Here is a 15,210-nt window from a genome sequence, read left to right on the forward strand (position 1 = left end):
CCGCAGACATGGACAACGCAACCTTGACCCAGCAGATGGTGCAGGCAGGCTTTCGCTGCAGCATCATCACCGTGCACACCGATCACACCTCCAAGCAGGTCAATCGTCTGCGTAAGCAGATTGGGGTCGAGTACAAAGGGGCTAGCGGCCCCCTCCCAAGTGGCGCCTGCCTGCTGTCGAACTCCGGCCAGGTCGTTGAAGCAACATTGTTCATGTGCGCGTACCTTCGGGCCGCAAAAAACCCGTTCGTTGATGTCGATGTCCAGGCAGTCATGGCCGCCTATCGCGTTTACACCGGATACCGGTCCGCAGGCGAGGTAGCGCTGGCGACTTCGACCGAGGCGCTTCATATCGATCGCGCTTGGGTGATCGCACGTGAGTACCGCTCCAAAGAGATCGTGGTCCGTATCTGCTCCTCACGCCGGTGCCGCCTTCCTTACCTGGTGTCGAGCTCCATGGGTCATCGGTCGTCCTGCCCGTTCTGCAGCGCGGTCGCTGAGCGCGATCGCTTCCATTGCGACGTGAATGACGCAGTACTCACCGAGCGTCCGGTCGCCGAGCTGTTGGAGCTGGCAGCTCGTGTTCAGGACCTGGCCGGCTGGGGGTTGGCGGACCATGAGGTGGTTAAGGAGCTGGGCTTGTCTAACGTAGAGTTTCTTGCCACGCGACGTCTCAACGCCTATGGCGAGCCGGCAAGGCAGGCAATTGCCAAGCGCTACTCGACGGGCAGCGCCCTTGTAAGGGCGCTGACACGTAGCAACAGAGGTGTGGCTGAAAGACGCCTGGCATAAAGCAAACTGGCGTAAACACAACTTCCCAAAAGCCGGCGCCTTCGCCGGCTTTTTGTTTCCAGGTCACGCAGGCGCGATCAATCACCGCCGAGATGATGCATCCCATAGGCGTCTTGCGCGGCACCTGGCTGATCAGGCGCCTTTTCGCCGGCGTCCTGCAGGCGTTCCAGATCCCACGCTACGGAATCGCTCCGCCTTCCTAGAACACGCTAGACGTCCTGCAGGCGTCCTGCAGGCGTCCCAGCTCCCACGCTACGGGATCGCACCGCCTTCCTAGATCACGCTAGGCGTCCTGCAGGCGTCCTGCAGGACGCCTGATGCAACGTCCTCCGAGCCTGGCAACTCCGGCATCGCCAAGAATGTCTCCCAGTCGCTCATCAGTGCGCGCCGCTTCTCGAGCAGGGGGCCTCGGTTGTAGGCAGCCTCAGTCTTGGAGCCAATCCTGTGGGCCAGCGCCTTCTCGCAGATTTCCCTCGGGTGTGAGGTGGTCTCCGCTGCCCAGGTACGAAACGTCGAGCGGAAGCCGTGCGGGACCGCTCCCTCAAGCTTGATCTTCCGCAGCGCCCGGCCTATAGCGTTGCCCGGCAGTGGTTTCTTACCGCGGGCGTTGGGGAACACCCAGGTATCGTGCTGACCCTTCTGCTGCTCTAGCACCTCCAGCATCCGGTTCGTCAGGGGCACGATATGCTCCTTGTCTCGCTTCATGCGTTCCGCCGGGATGGTCCAGCGTCTTGCGTCGAAGTCGAACTCCGCCCACCGTGCCTCGCGAACCTCGGCATTGCGCAGTGACGTGAGGATCAGCAGCTCCGCCGCACGGGCGGCTGGACCGTCCAGGGAATCCAGGCGATGCAGCACGGATGGACAGCTTTCCGCCGGCGCCGCTGGATGGTGCGTGACATTGCGATCGTGGCGCGGCAGCAGCTTGTCGAGGTGGCCACGCCACCGAGCCGGATTGGCGCCTTCGCGAAACCCCAGTGCCTGGGCGGCATCGAGCACCGACTCGATGCGGTTGCGGATGCGCGCGGCGGTGACCTCGATCTTGTCCCAGATCGGGCGGAGCACCTGCAGCACCAGGTCGGTATCGATCTCGGCGACCGGCCGGCGACCGAGTACCGGGAAGACATAGCGTTCCATGGAGCTGACCCATTGACGATGGTGGTCATGGCTCCACGAAGCACCGTGGGTGGTGATGTACTGCCTGGCCAGGGTCTCGAAGAGGTCGGGTCCCGCGGCCGGCGATTGAGCCGCAGGCGATCGCCGGCCCGGTAACTCAGGCGTCCCCTCCGCGATCTTCAGTCGGCGCCGGTCCGCTTCAAGCCGGGCCTGCTTCAACGATACCGCCGGATAGCCACCCAGCCCTACGTCATACCGCTGACCTCGGAAGGAAAATCTGAAGATCCAGCGTTTGGCCCCGGTCTTGGCCACACGCAGGATGAGGCCGCGGCCGTCCTGGTAGACGCCTGGTTCGGATAGCTCTTTCACCTGCTTCGGTAGCAACTGGCCCACGGTAACTCTCCACATCGACCGCCGAAGGCTATCACCCAATCCTGCGTATGCAACTACCCGAACCTCTAAAAACTGAGTCGTACAGTACGGGGATATTATATCCCCGTACTAGGTCTACGGAAGCCGCGTCATAGCTGAGATGTGTCTTGTTTATATTGGTCAGAGCCCACAATGAGCCCCACACGGCTGAGGCGGCCGCGATTCCAGGTTCAGCTTCTGACCAGTGTTGATCCGCGCATCTCTCACGGGCTACCGACGCTCAAAAGCGACAAACGCTCGCAAACGTTAGCTAACGTTAGGAACTAACCGAACATACCTAACCTTATTGTTTGTTAGTTGTGTTTGGCATTACTATGCTGTTTTCCATTACCCGGAGGCGGCCATGGCTGAACGTAAATTTACAGACGCAGAGGTCATCGCCGCCGGCGAGCAGCTGCTGGCAGGTGGGCGCAAGGTCAATGGCTGGGCGTTACGGACTACCCTCGGCGGAGGCCGCCCCGAAACGCTCCTCAGCGTCTGGCAGCGACACCACACTGGGGTACCGGGTGGGGCCATTCCAACCAGGCCGCTGCCGGAGGAAGCTACGGCCATTATCGAAACCGCAGTCGCCAAGCAGACCAAGGCAATGCAGGACGCTCTGGCCGGTGCCCTTGACTTGGTAGCGGCTGCGGCGCGCAAAGAGGTTGTGCTGGAGCTCGAGCAGGCGCGGCAGGAGATCGCCCGCCTGGAGGCTGAGCAAGACGATGCCAGCGGCGTGCTCGAAGGCCTCGAGGCCGATCAGGAGCGCAGTCAGCAGCAGATGGACGGGTTGGCCAGCGAGCTTCAGCTGAAGGACAGCCAGCTCAGTGCTATGGCTGAGGAGAACGCCAGTCTCGCCGAGCGGCTTGCCGAGGCAGAAGGGCAGGCGCAACTAGCTCGGGACCAGCTCGCCGAGAGCCAGGCTGAGCTGAGCCTGGCGCTCGCCCAGAAGGCTTCCGTAGAAGCGGCGAGCGCAGAGCATCAGCGTTCTGCTTCCGCAGCTGAGGAGCGCCTTGCTGATACCCAGGTCGAGCTCCGCGAAATGCGCAATCGGCTTGCCATCGCTCGCTCCGAGGCTGATAGCGCCGCGGGGCAAATCCAGGAAATGGAGCGCACGCGCGCCCAGGATCTAGAGATCCTCGCAGAGCTGCGGGTGGAGAATCGCGCCCTGGGTGACAAGCTTGCTCGGGCCGACGCCGGCCGGGAAGCCGCGGAACGTTACTTGGAGCGCGTGCAGAAAGACAGCAGTACTCGAATCGCAGCATTGGAGCGCCAGCTTGCCAAAGCGGCTTCGAAGCCGGCTTCAAGGGGCACCGGTAGGGCACCCCGGGCAGCTAGCCCTGCTTCCGGGGAATGACCGTGGCCGAGCAGTTCGAGGGCTTCCACGTTTACGGCGGATCTGCCGCGCTGAAGTTCGAGGTGGTGCTGAATCAGGCGCAGGAAACCGTGCTCGCAGTGGACGGCGCCGGGCGCAAAGGATCCAGCGAAAAATTCGACTGGTCCGAGAAGCTGACGCTCCAGATTACGCCTCGCGAAATGCCGGCGTTCATGTGTTGCGTCCTGGGAATTACGGCAACGTTCGAAGCGCGCAATCACGGCGCCGCCGGCGACAAAGGGCTGACCCTGGTTAACCAGCCTGAGCGCGGTGTGCTCTACCTTCGCCTGCTCCAGCAACGCCAATCGATCAACGTGCCGATCACCCCGGACAAGGTCTTCCATCTTGGTGCCCTGGGCATCCGTGTGCTGGCCAAACAAGTTCATCTGGACGTACCGACATGCCTGGCGATGTTGCGGGGCACGGCGGGGCGATTGCTGGTAGCGCCAGGACGCGAGTAATCCACCAGCTCGAGCTGCACGTAGCATCTGCTGCAGAAAAGCACCTCAACCGCGATTTACGCGAGGCGTCGAACGGTCCGCTTCGCTGGGCGCTGGCTATCCAGATCCAGCGTCATAGCATCACCCTGGCCATGACAGCTGGATCGGCAGTAGTCGGCACTTTCCTGTGGCTTTGGGGCTGAGCCGAACCGGTGTTCATCGACGAGCGCTTCTTGGCCACGTTCTACGCGAGGTTTCCGCCCTTTCCAGGCATGAACTGCTCATATCAGAGCGCTGGTGGCAGAGACAATGGCCGTCAAGCGAGCGGCGTTCGCCCCGTCTCGGGTAGACATGCCTGGGCTCTGCACTATGGAGTGGTCTCTTGAAACCCATACCTATGAAGCGAGAGAGCTACGTCGTCCGTAACTGGCCGTGGCTCGGCCTGCTGCTGTTGGTCCTATTCATCTGCACGTTCGGTTGGTTCACACGCGGCCTCGATCCTGCACCGGTTGTTGAGGTGCATCCAGGCTGGTATGGCTTCGTAGTTGCTGAGCTGCTTGGCCTATGTGCGCTCGAGGCGCGAGCAACTGATACTGCGTCCGCCCGGGTGATCAGCCGCCTTGCCATCGGCGGCGTAGGCGTGGCCATTGTCTGGATGTGCTTTTTCGCCGGCTAAATGGAGATGACGGGACGGCTCCGACCTGCTGAGCGCTGGCAGGTGTGTCAGCCTCTTGCACGGCGCCACCGGCCCCCCTGTGGATCACCGGTACCCCCAGTTGCGGGGCACTGCTGGCCGACTACGGATCGCCGCGAGTGGCGAGTATCGGTACGTCTCAACCTGTGAGCAGGTGCCGATACAGCAGCTCTTGGATGTCCTGCCCATCACGGAAGATGGCGAGCACGACGGTTTCGCGCCGCGCCTCGTCGACCAGATATCCCGCTCGATAGCCAGACTTGGAGATCTCGCGATACCTGGTGATACCAAACTCGGCACCGGCGGCGGCAATCGGGTGAGCGAGAGGGGACTTCCGGAGCTCGATGGCGACCTCGTCAACGACGCTGGTCATCTTTGCAACTGCGTCGGGGCGAGAAACCGATTTTGCGAGGTGGTGCACCTGGTCATGCGCGCAGGTCCTCGCCGAAGCGCTGAACCGGACCTGGAAAGCCCTGGCTGTCATTTGCTATCGCCCCCGAACCGCTGTTGCAGGCCTTCTTTCAGCTGCTCGGATGATATGTGCTTGCCACCCTCGTACTCCTTGGATCCCAACGCCAACAGCTTGACCAGGGCGATGGACTCATCGCGGCGGACACGATCCGCATAGGCCTCGATCACATAGGCTGGCTTGCCATTCTGGGTAACAATCATTGGCTCAGTGAGCTCAAGATCGGCCGCATTCTTTTTCAGGTAGCTGATTGTTTCGACTCGCATTGATAGATCCCAATGTTCACTGCAATGCGGCCCACTCTATCGTTTATCGGCCCAAATTAGAACCAAATATGGTCCTATTCTTTCGGCGATGCATTCTTGTGTCAGGGCTGGAGGCATTTCCGGCACCGCTGCGCAGCCCTGCGCTGGCCGGCAGAACTTGGTGCTGCTGCGTCGACCTCGATCGTCAGTTGCCGCCCGCGCCGCCGCGCGGCGCAGGCCGACCGACAGGACCTGGTGCAGCTGCAGACCCAGTTCAACCTCGATCACCAGACGTCTCCGGTGCCTAGACCGCGTAGTGCGGTGATGCATTCTCGCGTTGACTGTCATAATCTGGGGAGCAGATTGCAATCAAAGGCGTCCATCACGACTGTTTGACGAGGGGGTCATTGATGCGTAATATGATTCACAAGAGCGCGAAACCAGCTGCCCCGCAGCGGCTATAGCTGGCGTAGGAACCTCGTTGATAGTTGCGGTATCAGCGTCAGGTGAGACCTCTTCATCCTGGTCTGAGGATGCAAATATCAGGCAAACACTCTTAGGGCAGCTCATAGCTGCCCTTTTTCTTTGCTCTCGATTTCATATCGGCGGAACAAGAGCTCACCATGACGATGCTTGTTCATCGACCTGGCGTCGCTATGCATGAAGTTCCAGAGCAACAGCCCATCTTTCACAGTCACGACCACAAGCATCTGATTCTTGGCCTCATATGCCCCGATGAAGGCCAGCCGGTAGTCGTCATTGGTATAGAGCACCTTCCAGACCTCGAACGGGCCGGTGAGGGTATCCAGGGCATAGCCAACATACCTCTCCCTGGCATCCGCGCGCTTCTCGACGATGTGGGGAAGGCTGTCCCGTAGAATCCGCACAGCACCTACAGGCGTAGTTACATCCACAGAGGTGACTCCGCCAGTAAACCCAAATTGAGTAGCTATGCACTCAACCGCATCGTCAACAGTTGCTGCTGGCGCTACTAGCTCAGGAGCTAGCGCCCTAAGCTCGCGGGTAAGGGAGCGAAGGTCCGGTAGCTGGTGCTCCTTCCAAGTCTGCTGGCCTGAAGCCTCACGGATCATCATCCGGGGCGTTTCAGCCGACATTGCCAGCTCCAAACTTCAATGACGGCATCATTCGGTTGGCCTATTGATCGCCTCGACAATAGCTTCACAGGGACCGACGATGCGTCTGATTAGGGCCTCTAGTTCGGCAATTTTCTGGTTGGCGACCTCTAGCCGGGCTGTATTACGAACCCCTAAGTTGGCAGCCTGGATGATTGCCTTAGAGGCTGTTTTCTCTCCGGTCAGAGCAGAAAAGGCCTCGATTTCCTCATCGGTAACGTTACGAATAGTCAGCGCCATGACTCAATATATCCTGATAGCAAAGTCGCGTATCAATGCGGATCTGGTGGGGAGTATTGATTGCATTTTAACGTTTTTGATAGCAAAAAGGTATTCAGAAAGACTACTTTCACGCGTAATAGCTCGCGGGGCTTGATCACCGGGTGGCGCAAGATCCGCCGCGCTGGACCGCAGGACCTGGCGCAGATGCAGATTCTTGCTGCCCCCGATCATCCACTGCAGCTGGCGCCGCTGCGCGGTCTGGAATGGCCGGCGGGACCTGGCGCGGCTGCAGATCCTGGTCTGCCCCTATTACCAGCTACAGCCGGCGCCGCTGCGCGGCCCGGCTTGGCTGGGCATGGCCGGAAGCGCAAGGTGCAGCTGCAGACCTTGATCGACCTCAATCACCATTGGCTAGCAAGTCTCGCCATCCGCCGATCCGAAGTAATGGATGCGGCGGATCGTAGCTATCAAGCAGCTTCGTGGTAAGTCACGCGCGAAGTACCAGGGTGGTGATGTCGGTGTGACGCAGCATGTGAGAGGTCTGGCTGCCCAGCAGGAAGCGCCTGGCGGCAGAATGGCTGTAGGCGCCCATCACCAGCAGGTCGGCCCGAGTGGCATGCACCCGGTCGGGAATCGCCTCCTCCGGATGCCCGGCGACGAGATGCGTCGTCACCGTGCTGCCACAGGACCTCAAGAGATCCGCAGCGGCTTCCAGTCCGGCCAGCCGGGCCGGGGTGGTGTCGCCGACCTGCAGGATCTCGCCCTCGAGCCCCGACAGCAGCAGACTCTTGGCGACGCGCAACAGACCCTGGTGAGTGGTTTCGCTGCCATCGTAGGCGACCAGAAAGCGCCGGGGCTCGATGAAATCGGCAGCGCAGACCAGGATGGGCTTGTGCAGCATCCGCACCACCGTTTCCAGCTGGCTGCCGATCCCACGGCTGCCGGAGTGCTCACCGCGCTTGCCGATCACCAGCACGCCCAGCTCGGCCTCCAGTTCGCGCAGGGTATCCGCCAGATAGTCATGGCGCTGAAGCGTCGTCGGAGCCGTCGCCACCCCCCGCGCGTGCAACCGCTGCAGGGCTCCGGCCAGCAGCGCCTCGCCGTCGGCCCGCGCCAGGCGGGCACGCTGCTCGTCCAGCCGGGCCAGCGCTTCGAGCAGGTGCTCGCGCGAGCCGAGGCCGATGGCGCCGCTGGTGTCAGGTGAGGTCGGATAGAGGCTGCGTTCCAGGACGTGCAGCAGGGTGATGGGCAGCGCCAGGCGGTGGGCCAGCCAGGCACTGTGGTCGCAGACACTGCCCGCCAGGGGCGAGCCGTCGATACAGGCGATGATCTTGCTCATGGGTGTCTCTCCTCAGTGGCCCAGCAGTTCGCTGCCGGCCCCCGGCTTGTCGTGAATGCCGAAGCGATCGACCAGAGTCGCGCTGGCCTGGTCGAGGTCGAGCACCTGCACGGTCACGCCTTCCCGGCGATACCTGAGCACGACCTTGTCCAGGGCGGCGACGGCGGTGATGTCCCAGAATTGGGCCGCCTTGAGGTCGATGCGCACCTCGTCGAGCACCTCCTTGAAATCGAAGGAGGCGAGGAAGGCCGCGGTGGACGAGAAGAACACCTGGCCCTGCACCTCGTAGCGGCGTACGCCGGGCGCCTCCAGGCGGGAGGTGATGGTCAGCTGGTGCCCCACCTTGTTGGCAAAGAACAGCGAGGCCAGCAAGACCCCGACCAGCACGCCGAGCGCCAGGTTGTGGGTAGCGACCACGACCACCACGGTGGTCACCATCACCAGATTGGTGGAAAGCGGATGGCGCCGCAGATTGCGGATCGAATCCCAGCTGAAGGTGCCGATGGAAACCATGATCATCACCGCGACCAGGGCCGCCATGGGGATGCGCGCGAGCCAGTCGCCCAGGAACACCACCATCAGCAGCAGGAAGACGCCTGCACAGAGGGTGGACAGCCGCGTACGGCCCCCGGACTTCATGTTGATCACCGACTGGCCGATCATGGCGCAGCCCGCCATGCCCCCAGCAGACCCGCGGCGATGTTGGCGATCCCCTGGCCCTTGCACTCGCGATTCTTGTCGCTGGGCGTATCGGTGATGTCATCGACGATGGTGGCGGTCATCAGCGACTCCAGCAGGCCGACCACGGCCAGTGCCAGCGAATAGGGCAGGATGATCAGCAGGGTGTCGAGGGTCAGGGGCACCTGCGGCCAGAGCAGTACCGGCAGGGTATCGGGCAGCTGACCCATGTCGCCCACCGTGCGAATGTCCAGGCCCAGGGCCAGGGAGACGGCGGTCAGCACCAGGATGCAGACCAGCGGCGACGGCAGCAGCCGGCCTACCACCGGCAACAAGGGGAACAGATAGATGATGCCCAACCCGGCGGCGGTCATGGCGTAGACCTCCCAGCCGACATGGGTCAGCTCGGGCAACTGGGCAAGAAAGATCAGGATCGCCAGGGCGTTGACGAATCCCGTCACCACGGAGCGGGATACGAAGCGCATCAGCGCGCCCAGGCGCAGATAGCCGGCGGCGATCTGCAGCACCCCGGTCAACAGGGTGGCGGCCAGCAGGTACTGCAGGCCGTGTTCCTTGACCAGGGTCACCATCAGCAGCGCCATGGCGCCCGTGGCCGCCGAGATCATCCCCGGCCTACCGCCGACGAAGGCGATCACCACGGCGATGCAGAAGGAGGCGTAGAGCCCCACCTTGGGATCGAGCCCGGCGATGATGGAAAAGGCGATGGCTTCCGGGATGAGCGCCAGGGCGACCACCAGGCCGGACAGCACGTCGTTCTTCACATTGGAGAACCAATGCGTCTTGAGGGTATGCAGCATAGATAACTCGCACCTGTGCCTGACCCGTCGAGCAGGTGGCAAACGCCGGATCAGGCGTGAATGTCAGGGTGGGCAGCCGCCACGTCACGGGCGCGACAGGACGGCAAGCGTCCTTGCAACAGGCAAGGACGAGGAAGGCGCGAGCTATGGGGGACTGGGTTGCCAGTCGAGAGATGGGTATTGCATGCCTGCAATCGTAACACATACCGCGGCGACGGCCTTGGGAGGACAACTGGGCGGTTGAGCACGTTGGAAAATGATCCTGACGAGACCCCGATGTATTAAAGAGGTCCAGCCAAGCCATTTAAATATACCACCCCTACACACACCCTGAACTCCAAATCACCCCTGCACCCCCTCAGCCCGGGCTCGCCTACCGATCACCCGCGCCCCGCGCGCGATAGAAGGAAAAGCAGGAAGGGAGCGAGCTACTAGCCCCATATTTGAACTGACGTCCACCTCAGCGCGGCAGAAGGGAAGGGGAATATAGTGAGAAAAAAGCCTTGCTCATTTCGTCTACTGCGACATTGACAAATTTCTACCGCGCTCTGCTATTTTGTGCCGCTGAGCACTACTTTACGCACTACAAACCTAATCTACTTGAGCTATTGAGCACCGTTACTGCCGTTGACTGCCAATGGCGGCAGCAGATAAGACGAAGGTGGAAACTTTAGTAGAAAGCGTGTCTGCCCTTCTGAACATTCCACGCATGCCCCACCTCCATGATAAGCCATGATCGCGCGTACGATCGCCAGCCCCAACCCATTGCCGGCGGTATGGCGGTCACTGCCACGGTAGAAGCGCTCGAAGAGCCTGGGCAGCTCCTCGGTAGCGATCGGGGGGCCTTGGTTGGTAACCGCCACGCACCCGACGCCGTCTTCTCGCCTAAACAACGTCACCGTCACCTCAGTCCCGGGATAAGCATGTCGAATGGCGTTCGATAGCACGTTCGAGATGGCACGCTGGATCATTAGCGTGTCGCCCTCGACCAGCAGCTGCCCCTCGACGGCCAGCTCGAGTTCGCGCGCCTCGGCATAGGCTTCGAACAGGCTGCAGACCCTGAGCGCCTCGTGCTCGACAGCCACCTTGCCCAATGAACTCAGCGGTTCGTGACTGTCCAGGCGGGCCAGCAGCAGCATGTCCGTGACGATTCGGCTCAGGCGATCCAACTCGTCCAGGGATTCCTCCAGGGCCTGTTGATACGCGGTCTCGTCACGCTTCCGGCTGAGTATCATCTGCGTACGCCCAATGAGGATCCCGAGCGGCGTACGCAACTCGTGGGCAACGTCGTCGGCGAAGCGGTCGAGCAACTGCACCCCGGCGTTGAGGCGCTCCAGCATGGTATTCAGCGCAGTGGCCAGCTCAGCCACTTCTGCAGGCAGGTTGGTGTCGTCGACCCGCAAGGTGAGCTGTCGGGTAGTGATCGACCGTGCGGTACGGCGGAAGCGCCGCAAGGGTGCAAGGCCCTGATAGCCCGTCCACCACGCTGCGGCGCCGATCAGCAGCAGCAGAATCGGCAGACTGATTAGGGCCGCGCGGAGGAAGGCGTCCAGGAGGAAGCTGTCGTTGCTGCGATCCTGGCTCAGCAGTAGCTGCAGTGGCGGTAGCCCTGGAATGGTCAGGTTGGCTCGGGCAGTCAAAAGGTCATGACCGTCATCGGAGTGCCAGGCCAAGGTCTGGGCATCCGGCCAGCGTTCTGGCCGGAGCTCGTCGGCATAGGCATGGGAGCCCAGCCCGTACAGGGGAGTGTCCCCGGTGGCCGACAGCACCGTGACTGACAGCTCCTCGTGGCCGAGCAGCGTATCAGCCAAGCTGTGCTGCCAGGGCGCCTTGGGATCCGTGGGACGCTCTTCCAGGCTGTGCTGGATCTGACCCAATTTGGCTTGCAGCTGGTCGGCAGCGCGCCTGCCCAGCTCTCGATCCAGAACGCTGTACACCATGACGACCAGCAGGATGGCCAACAGCAAGCCCACGCCCGTGACCATCAGCCCCAGGCGCAGGGCCAGGCTCATGGGCCTCACGAACGACGCTCCATCACGTAGCCAACGCCTCTTACGGTATGGATAAGGGCTTCCCCGAAGGGCTCATCGACCTTCATCCGCAAGCGTCGAATCGCAACCTCCACCACGTTGGTGTCGCAGTCGAAATTCATGTCCCAGACCCGCGAGATGATCTCGGTGCGGGAGAGCACTTCGCCCTGGCGCTGCATGAGCAGATGAAGCAGCGCAAATTCCTTGCTGGTCAGGTCGATGCGTTGGTCGCCGCGAAAGGCCCGATGGCGAAAGGGATGCAGTTCGAGGTCGGCCAGTTGCAGGGTCTCGCTGAGCACTCGCGTCTCGCCGCGCCTGAGCAGCGCGCGGATGCGGGCGAGCAACTCCGGAAATTCGAAAGGCTTGGTCAGATAGTCGTCAGCGCCGGCGTCCAGTCCACGGACGCGTTCGCTGGTGCGGCTCTGCCCCGTCAGCAGCATCACCCGGGTCTGCTTGCGTCGGCGCAGCAATTCCAGGACTTCCAGGCCATCCATCGTCGGCAGATTGATGTCCAGCAGGATCAGGTCGTAGTCCTGCTGGAGGGCCAGATGCAAGCCATCGATTCCGGTCGCGGCCCGATCGACCACATAGCCATTCTCCGTGAGGCCCTGCTGCAGATAATCCGCAGCCCGGGCTTCGTCTTCCACTATCAGTAAGCGCATCGTCGGTGTCGGTCGTGTCGAGAGGGCGACGCAGGCTGCAGCCTGTAGCCAGTAGAGGGTCAAGCGACCAAGCCTGCCGCTATCCTTGCCCGGCGGCAACTTCCTTGCAGCTTTGTAATGTTGGTGTCACCGGAGCGATAGGTGGCGCTCCCTAGAGTCGGCTTCGCTATCGAGCGTCGCTCCCTTCGAGCGTCGCGCCTTCTGCACAGGAGCCGCTGTCGTGCCGCTATTCTTTTCTTGTCGACATCCCGCCCTATGGCACCTGATGGTGCTGGGGCTGGGCCTGCTGCTCGCCGGCGGATCGGCCCAGGCCTCAGCGCTGACCCTGGAGCAGGCGCTGGCCCAGGCCCTGCGCGACAATCCCGACTACCTGGCGGCCCGCCAGGAGACCGCCGCGGCCGCAGGTGCACGGCAGCAGGCAGGCCTCCTGCCCAACCCGGAACTCGCCTTCGAGGTCGAGGACACTCGCTCTGCCAGTCAGACCCGTAGCATCACGCTCACCCAGCCCTTTGAGCTGGGCGGCAAGCGCGCCGCACGGGTGGCGGTGGCCGAGGCCAACGCTGGCGTGGTCGACGCGGACCTCGAGGCGCGCCGTTATGCCCTCCGTGCGGACATCATCCAGGGCTTTTACGAGTTGCTCTTGGCAGAAGAAGCGGTGCGGCTCGCCAAGCAATCGCAGGCGCTGGCCCAGCGCAGCCTGGACAGCTCGGGGGCGCAGATTCGAGCGGGCAAGCTTTCACCGGTATCGGGTACCCGCGCGGAGGTGGAACAGGTCACCCAGCGGCTGGAGCTGAGACGCGCACTGCAGCAGCGTGACAACGCGCGGGTAAGTCTTGCCCGCCAACTGGGTGTCTCAGTGATCGAACTCGGTGAGCCGGTCGGTGACCTGGATCGTCTGCCCGAACCTCCCGGCGAAGCCCGGCTGCTGCAGGCGATCCGCCAGACACCGGCGATGCTCAAGGCGCGGCAGCAGGTAGCCGCCGGGGATGCCGACGTCGATCTGCAGCGCAGCCAGCGCTATCCGGACGTGCGGGTGAGCCTGGGCAGCCAATACGACGAGCTCGAGGGGGAGCGGGTGAATCTGGTGGGCTTCTCGCTCCCGCTACCGCTCTTCGATCGCAACCAGGGCAACCTGCTCGCCGCCTCCAGCCGCGCCGACCAGGCCCGGGATCTACAGCGAGCGACCGAGCTGCAGATTCAGGCCGAGACCCTTCAGGCGCTGCGCGACTGGCGTAGCGCGGCAGCGGACGTCGACGACTTGCGCAACCGGGTGATGCCGGCGGGCCAGCGCACGGTCGATGACCTCACGCGCGGCTTCTCGCTGGGACGTTTCGCCCAGTTGGATGTGCTGGAAGCCCAGCGCGCCCTCATTGCGGCGCGGGGGCAGTACCTGCTCGCCCAGCGGGCGCAGATCGCTGCCTGGGCTCGCCTCGAACGCCTCCATGGCCCGCTCTTCACCTCCCCATGACGCTACAGATCCCGGTAACGAACCGGGTGCGGAGTTCTTGCATGACCATGATTTCATTCAGGCCGAGACTGCTGCGGCCGCTGCTGATCGCGGTAATCGGCAGTGGGCTGCCGTTCGGTACGCTGCAGGCGGGTGCCGGCCACGACCATCCCGAATCCGCTGCACCCCCGGCGAAGGCGGCCGCTGCCAAGGCGGTAACGGCCCCGTCGCACGCGGCTCTGGCCGCAGAAAAGGACGGCCAGGCAGCAGACGAGGGCGCCCATGGCGAGGGCGAAGAGACGCATGCCGAAGGCGAGATCGAGCTGAGCGCGGAGCAGATTCGCGCGGCCGGTATCGAGACCCAGGTGGTCACACCGGTCAGCGTGGGCGCGTCCTTGAGTCTCCCCGGAGAAATTCGCTTCGATGAGGATCGTACCGCTCACGTGGTGTCTCGCACCCCCGGCATCGTCGAGGAGGTGAAGGCCAATCTCGGGGACCGGGTGCGCAAGGGACAGGTGCTGGCGGTCATCGCCAGCGAGCAGCTGTCCGAGGTGCGCAGCGAGTTGGCGACCGCACAGCAGCGTTTGCAGCTGGCGCGCACCCTCTATGCCCGCGAGCAGAGCCTCTGGCAGGAGCGGATCAGTGCTGAGCAGGATCTGCTGCAGGCGCGGCAGACGCTGCAGGAAGCCGAGATCGCCGTCCGCAACGCCCGCCAGAAAGCTCAGGCTCTGGGTGGCGCGGCCTCCGCTCAGGGCGGTAGTCGCTATGAGTTGCGCGCACCCTTCGACGGCGTGGTGGTGGAGAAGCACCTGGTCCTCGGCGAGCGAGTGGACGAAGCCAGCAACCTGTTCACGCTCACCGACCTGTCCCGCGTGTGGGCGACGTTCGCCGTTCCGGCGCGTGACCTCGATCGAGTGACCGTTGGCCGACAGGTGGAGGTGGTTGCAGGAGAGCTGGACAGTCGCACCGAGGGCACCGTGGCGCATGTCGGCAATCTGCTGGGCGAGCAGACCCGGGCGGCGACCGCCCGCGTCACCCTGGCCAATCCGGCCGGCGCCTGGCGCCCGGGTCTGTTCGTCACGGTACGGCTCGCTGACGAGCGCAAGGCCAAGGTACTCGGCGTGCCCAGTGGCGCCGTGCATGTCGTGGAGGATCGCCCCGTGGTGTTCGTCCGGACGGCGGACGGATTTCAGGCGACCCCCGTGGTCACCGGGGTGCGGGACGGTGAGCGCACCGAGATTCGTCAGGGCTTGAGCGCCGGCCAGGTAGTGGCCGACCGCGGCAGCTTCATTCTCAAGTCGGAACTGGGCAAGGGCTCGGCCGAGCACTCCCACTAAGGGCGC

The 15,210-nt window shown here is 63.1% G+C and carries 15 protein-coding genes and 1 pseudogene; 7 read left to right on the plus strand and 9 right to left on the minus strand.

The window, feature by feature from the left end:
- Positions 1 to 8 precede the first annotated feature (8 nt).
- Complete coding sequence (locus LRS53_RS22490; RefSeq protein ID WP_169854976.1) at positions 9 to 791, plus strand: FlhC family transcriptional regulator; 783 nt, start codon at positions 9 to 11, stop codon at positions 789 to 791.
- Positions 792 to 1,064: 273 nt separating this feature from the next.
- Here LRS53_RS22490 and LRS53_RS22495 read toward each other — a convergent pair whose 3' ends face one another.
- Complete coding sequence (locus LRS53_RS22495; protein WP_231357401.1) at positions 1,065 to 2,297, minus strand: tyrosine-type recombinase/integrase; 1,233 nt, start codon at positions 2,295 to 2,297, stop codon at positions 1,065 to 1,067.
- 382 nt (positions 2,298 to 2,679) lie between these two features.
- On the opposite strand from LRS53_RS22495, the gene LRS53_RS22500 reads away from it, so the two are divergent.
- The 3 genes from LRS53_RS22500 to LRS53_RS22510 all read left to right on the plus strand — a co-directional run bounded on the left by LRS53_RS22500 (position 2,680) and on the right by LRS53_RS22510 (position 4,806).
- A complete protein-coding gene (locus LRS53_RS22500; protein ID WP_145156170.1) occupies positions 2,680 to 3,672 on the plus strand; it encodes a DNA-binding protein in 993 nt (330 codons plus the stop codon).
- The gene (locus LRS53_RS22505) at positions 3,669 to 4,151 is read left to right on the plus strand and encodes a hypothetical protein (RefSeq protein ID WP_017638805.1); all 483 of its coding nucleotides are present in this window, start codon (positions 3,669 to 3,671) and stop codon (positions 4,149 to 4,151) included. The genes LRS53_RS22500 and LRS53_RS22505 overlap by 4 nt, the downstream gene beginning before the upstream one ends.
- Before the next feature lie 361 nt (positions 4,152 to 4,512).
- Positions 4,513 to 4,806 carry a hypothetical protein gene (locus LRS53_RS22510; protein WP_132833192.1) on the plus strand — a complete coding sequence of 98 codons (294 nt, stop codon included), beginning with the start codon at positions 4,513 to 4,515 and terminating at the stop codon, positions 4,804 to 4,806.
- A 157-nt stretch (positions 4,807 to 4,963) separates the two neighbouring features.
- Here the strand turns inward: LRS53_RS22510 and LRS53_RS22515 are convergent, their stop codons facing one another.
- The 4 genes from LRS53_RS22515 to LRS53_RS22530 all read right to left on the minus strand — a co-directional run bounded on the left by LRS53_RS22515 (position 4,964) and on the right by LRS53_RS22530 (position 6,911).
- On the minus strand, positions 4,964 to 5,197 hold the full coding sequence (locus LRS53_RS22515) for a hypothetical protein (protein ID WP_169854975.1): 234 nt from the start codon (positions 5,195 to 5,197) through the stop codon (positions 4,964 to 4,966).
- Between the two features lie 107 nt (positions 5,198 to 5,304).
- Positions 5,305 to 5,559 carry a type II toxin-antitoxin system Phd/YefM family antitoxin gene (locus tag LRS53_RS22520; RefSeq protein WP_017638802.1) on the minus strand — a complete coding sequence of 85 codons (255 nt, stop codon included), beginning with the start codon at positions 5,557 to 5,559 and terminating at the stop codon, positions 5,305 to 5,307.
- 545 nt (positions 5,560 to 6,104) lie between these two features.
- Positions 6,105 to 6,653, minus strand: coding sequence for a PBECR2 nuclease fold domain-containing protein (locus LRS53_RS22525; RefSeq protein ID WP_017638801.1), 549 nt, complete (start codon positions 6,651 to 6,653; stop codon positions 6,105 to 6,107).
- Between the two features lie 27 nt (positions 6,654 to 6,680).
- Positions 6,681 to 6,911, minus strand: coding sequence for a hypothetical protein (locus tag LRS53_RS22530; RefSeq protein ID WP_017638800.1), 231 nt, complete (start codon positions 6,909 to 6,911; stop codon positions 6,681 to 6,683).
- A 60-nt stretch (positions 6,912 to 6,971) separates the two neighbouring features.
- On the opposite strand from LRS53_RS22530, the gene LRS53_RS22535 reads away from it, so the two are divergent.
- Entirely contained in the window at positions 6,972 to 7,379 is a 408-nt protein-coding gene (locus LRS53_RS22535) for a hypothetical protein (RefSeq protein ID WP_132833191.1), read from the plus strand.
- 1 nt (position 7,380) lies between these two features.
- Here LRS53_RS22535 and LRS53_RS22540 read toward each other — a convergent pair whose 3' ends face one another.
- From LRS53_RS22540 to LRS53_RS22555, 4 genes and pseudogenes are all read right to left on the minus strand, one after another.
- The gene (locus tag LRS53_RS22540; protein WP_017638799.1) at positions 7,381 to 8,232 is read right to left on the minus strand and encodes a universal stress protein; all 852 of its coding nucleotides are present in this window, start codon (positions 8,230 to 8,232) and stop codon (positions 7,381 to 7,383) included.
- A gap of 12 nt (positions 8,233 to 8,244) precedes the next feature.
- Positions 8,245 to 9,728 (minus strand): annotated as a pseudogene (locus LRS53_RS22545) (SulP family inorganic anion transporter).
- A 605-nt stretch (positions 9,729 to 10,333) separates the two neighbouring features.
- Complete coding sequence (locus tag LRS53_RS22550; protein ID WP_169854974.1) at positions 10,334 to 11,740, minus strand: heavy metal sensor histidine kinase; 1,407 nt, start codon at positions 11,738 to 11,740, stop codon at positions 10,334 to 10,336.
- 5 nt (positions 11,741 to 11,745) lie between these two features.
- The gene (locus LRS53_RS22555) at positions 11,746 to 12,420 is read right to left on the minus strand and encodes a heavy metal response regulator transcription factor (RefSeq protein ID WP_026083573.1); all 675 of its coding nucleotides are present in this window, start codon (positions 12,418 to 12,420) and stop codon (positions 11,746 to 11,748) included.
- A gap of 220 nt (positions 12,421 to 12,640) precedes the next feature.
- On the opposite strand from LRS53_RS22555, the gene LRS53_RS22560 reads away from it, so the two are divergent.
- Together LRS53_RS22560 and LRS53_RS22565 are read left to right on the plus strand one after the other, a co-directional pair.
- Entirely contained in the window at positions 12,641 to 13,888 is a 1,248-nt protein-coding gene (locus tag LRS53_RS22560) for a TolC family protein (protein ID WP_231357402.1), read from the plus strand.
- Positions 13,889 to 13,929: 41 nt separating this feature from the next.
- Positions 13,930 to 15,204, plus strand: coding sequence for an efflux RND transporter periplasmic adaptor subunit (locus tag LRS53_RS22565; RefSeq protein ID WP_017638793.1), 1,275 nt, complete (start codon positions 13,930 to 13,932; stop codon positions 15,202 to 15,204).
- Positions 15,205 to 15,210 lie beyond the last annotated feature (6 nt).

The organism is Pseudomonas sp. PLB05 (assembly GCF_021106615.1).
GTDB lineage: Bacteria > Pseudomonadota > Gammaproteobacteria > Pseudomonadales > Pseudomonadaceae > Chryseomonas > Chryseomonas benzopyrenica.

Bases quoted from the DNA above. Each gene is read 5' to 3' on its own strand.
- LRS53_RS22490 (WP_169854976.1), top strand. From the start codon at position 9: ATGGACAACGCAACCTTGACCCAGCAGATGGTGCAGGCAGGCTTTCGC.
- LRS53_RS22500 (WP_145156170.1), top strand. From the start codon at position 2,680: ATGGCTGAACGTAAATTTACAGACGCAGAGGTCATCGCCGCCGGCGAG.
- LRS53_RS22505 (WP_017638805.1), top strand. From the start codon at position 3,669: ATGACCGTGGCCGAGCAGTTCGAGGGCTTCCACGTTTACGGCGGATCT.
- LRS53_RS22515 (WP_169854975.1), bottom strand. From the start codon at position 5,197: ATGACCAGCGTCGTTGACGAGGTCGCCATCGAGCTCCGGAAGTCCCCT.
- LRS53_RS22520 (WP_017638802.1), bottom strand. From the start codon at position 5,559: ATGCGAGTCGAAACAATCAGCTACCTGAAAAAGAATGCGGCCGATCTT.
- LRS53_RS22525 (WP_017638801.1), bottom strand. From the start codon at position 6,653: ATGTCGGCTGAAACGCCCCGGATGATGATCCGTGAGGCTTCAGGCCAG.
- LRS53_RS22530 (WP_017638800.1), bottom strand. From the start codon at position 6,911: ATGGCGCTGACTATTCGTAACGTTACCGATGAGGAAATCGAGGCCTTT.
- LRS53_RS22540 (WP_017638799.1), bottom strand. From the start codon at position 8,232: ATGAGCAAGATCATCGCCTGTATCGACGGCTCGCCCCTGGCGGGCAGT.
- LRS53_RS22550 (WP_169854974.1), bottom strand. From the start codon at position 11,740: ATGAGCCTGGCCCTGCGCCTGGGGCTGATGGTCACGGGCGTGGGCTTG.
- LRS53_RS22555 (WP_026083573.1), bottom strand. From the start codon at position 12,420: ATGCGCTTACTGATAGTGGAAGACGAAGCCCGGGCTGCGGATTATCTG.
- LRS53_RS22565 (WP_017638793.1), top strand. From the start codon at position 13,930: ATGACCATGATTTCATTCAGGCCGAGACTGCTGCGGCCGCTGCTGATC.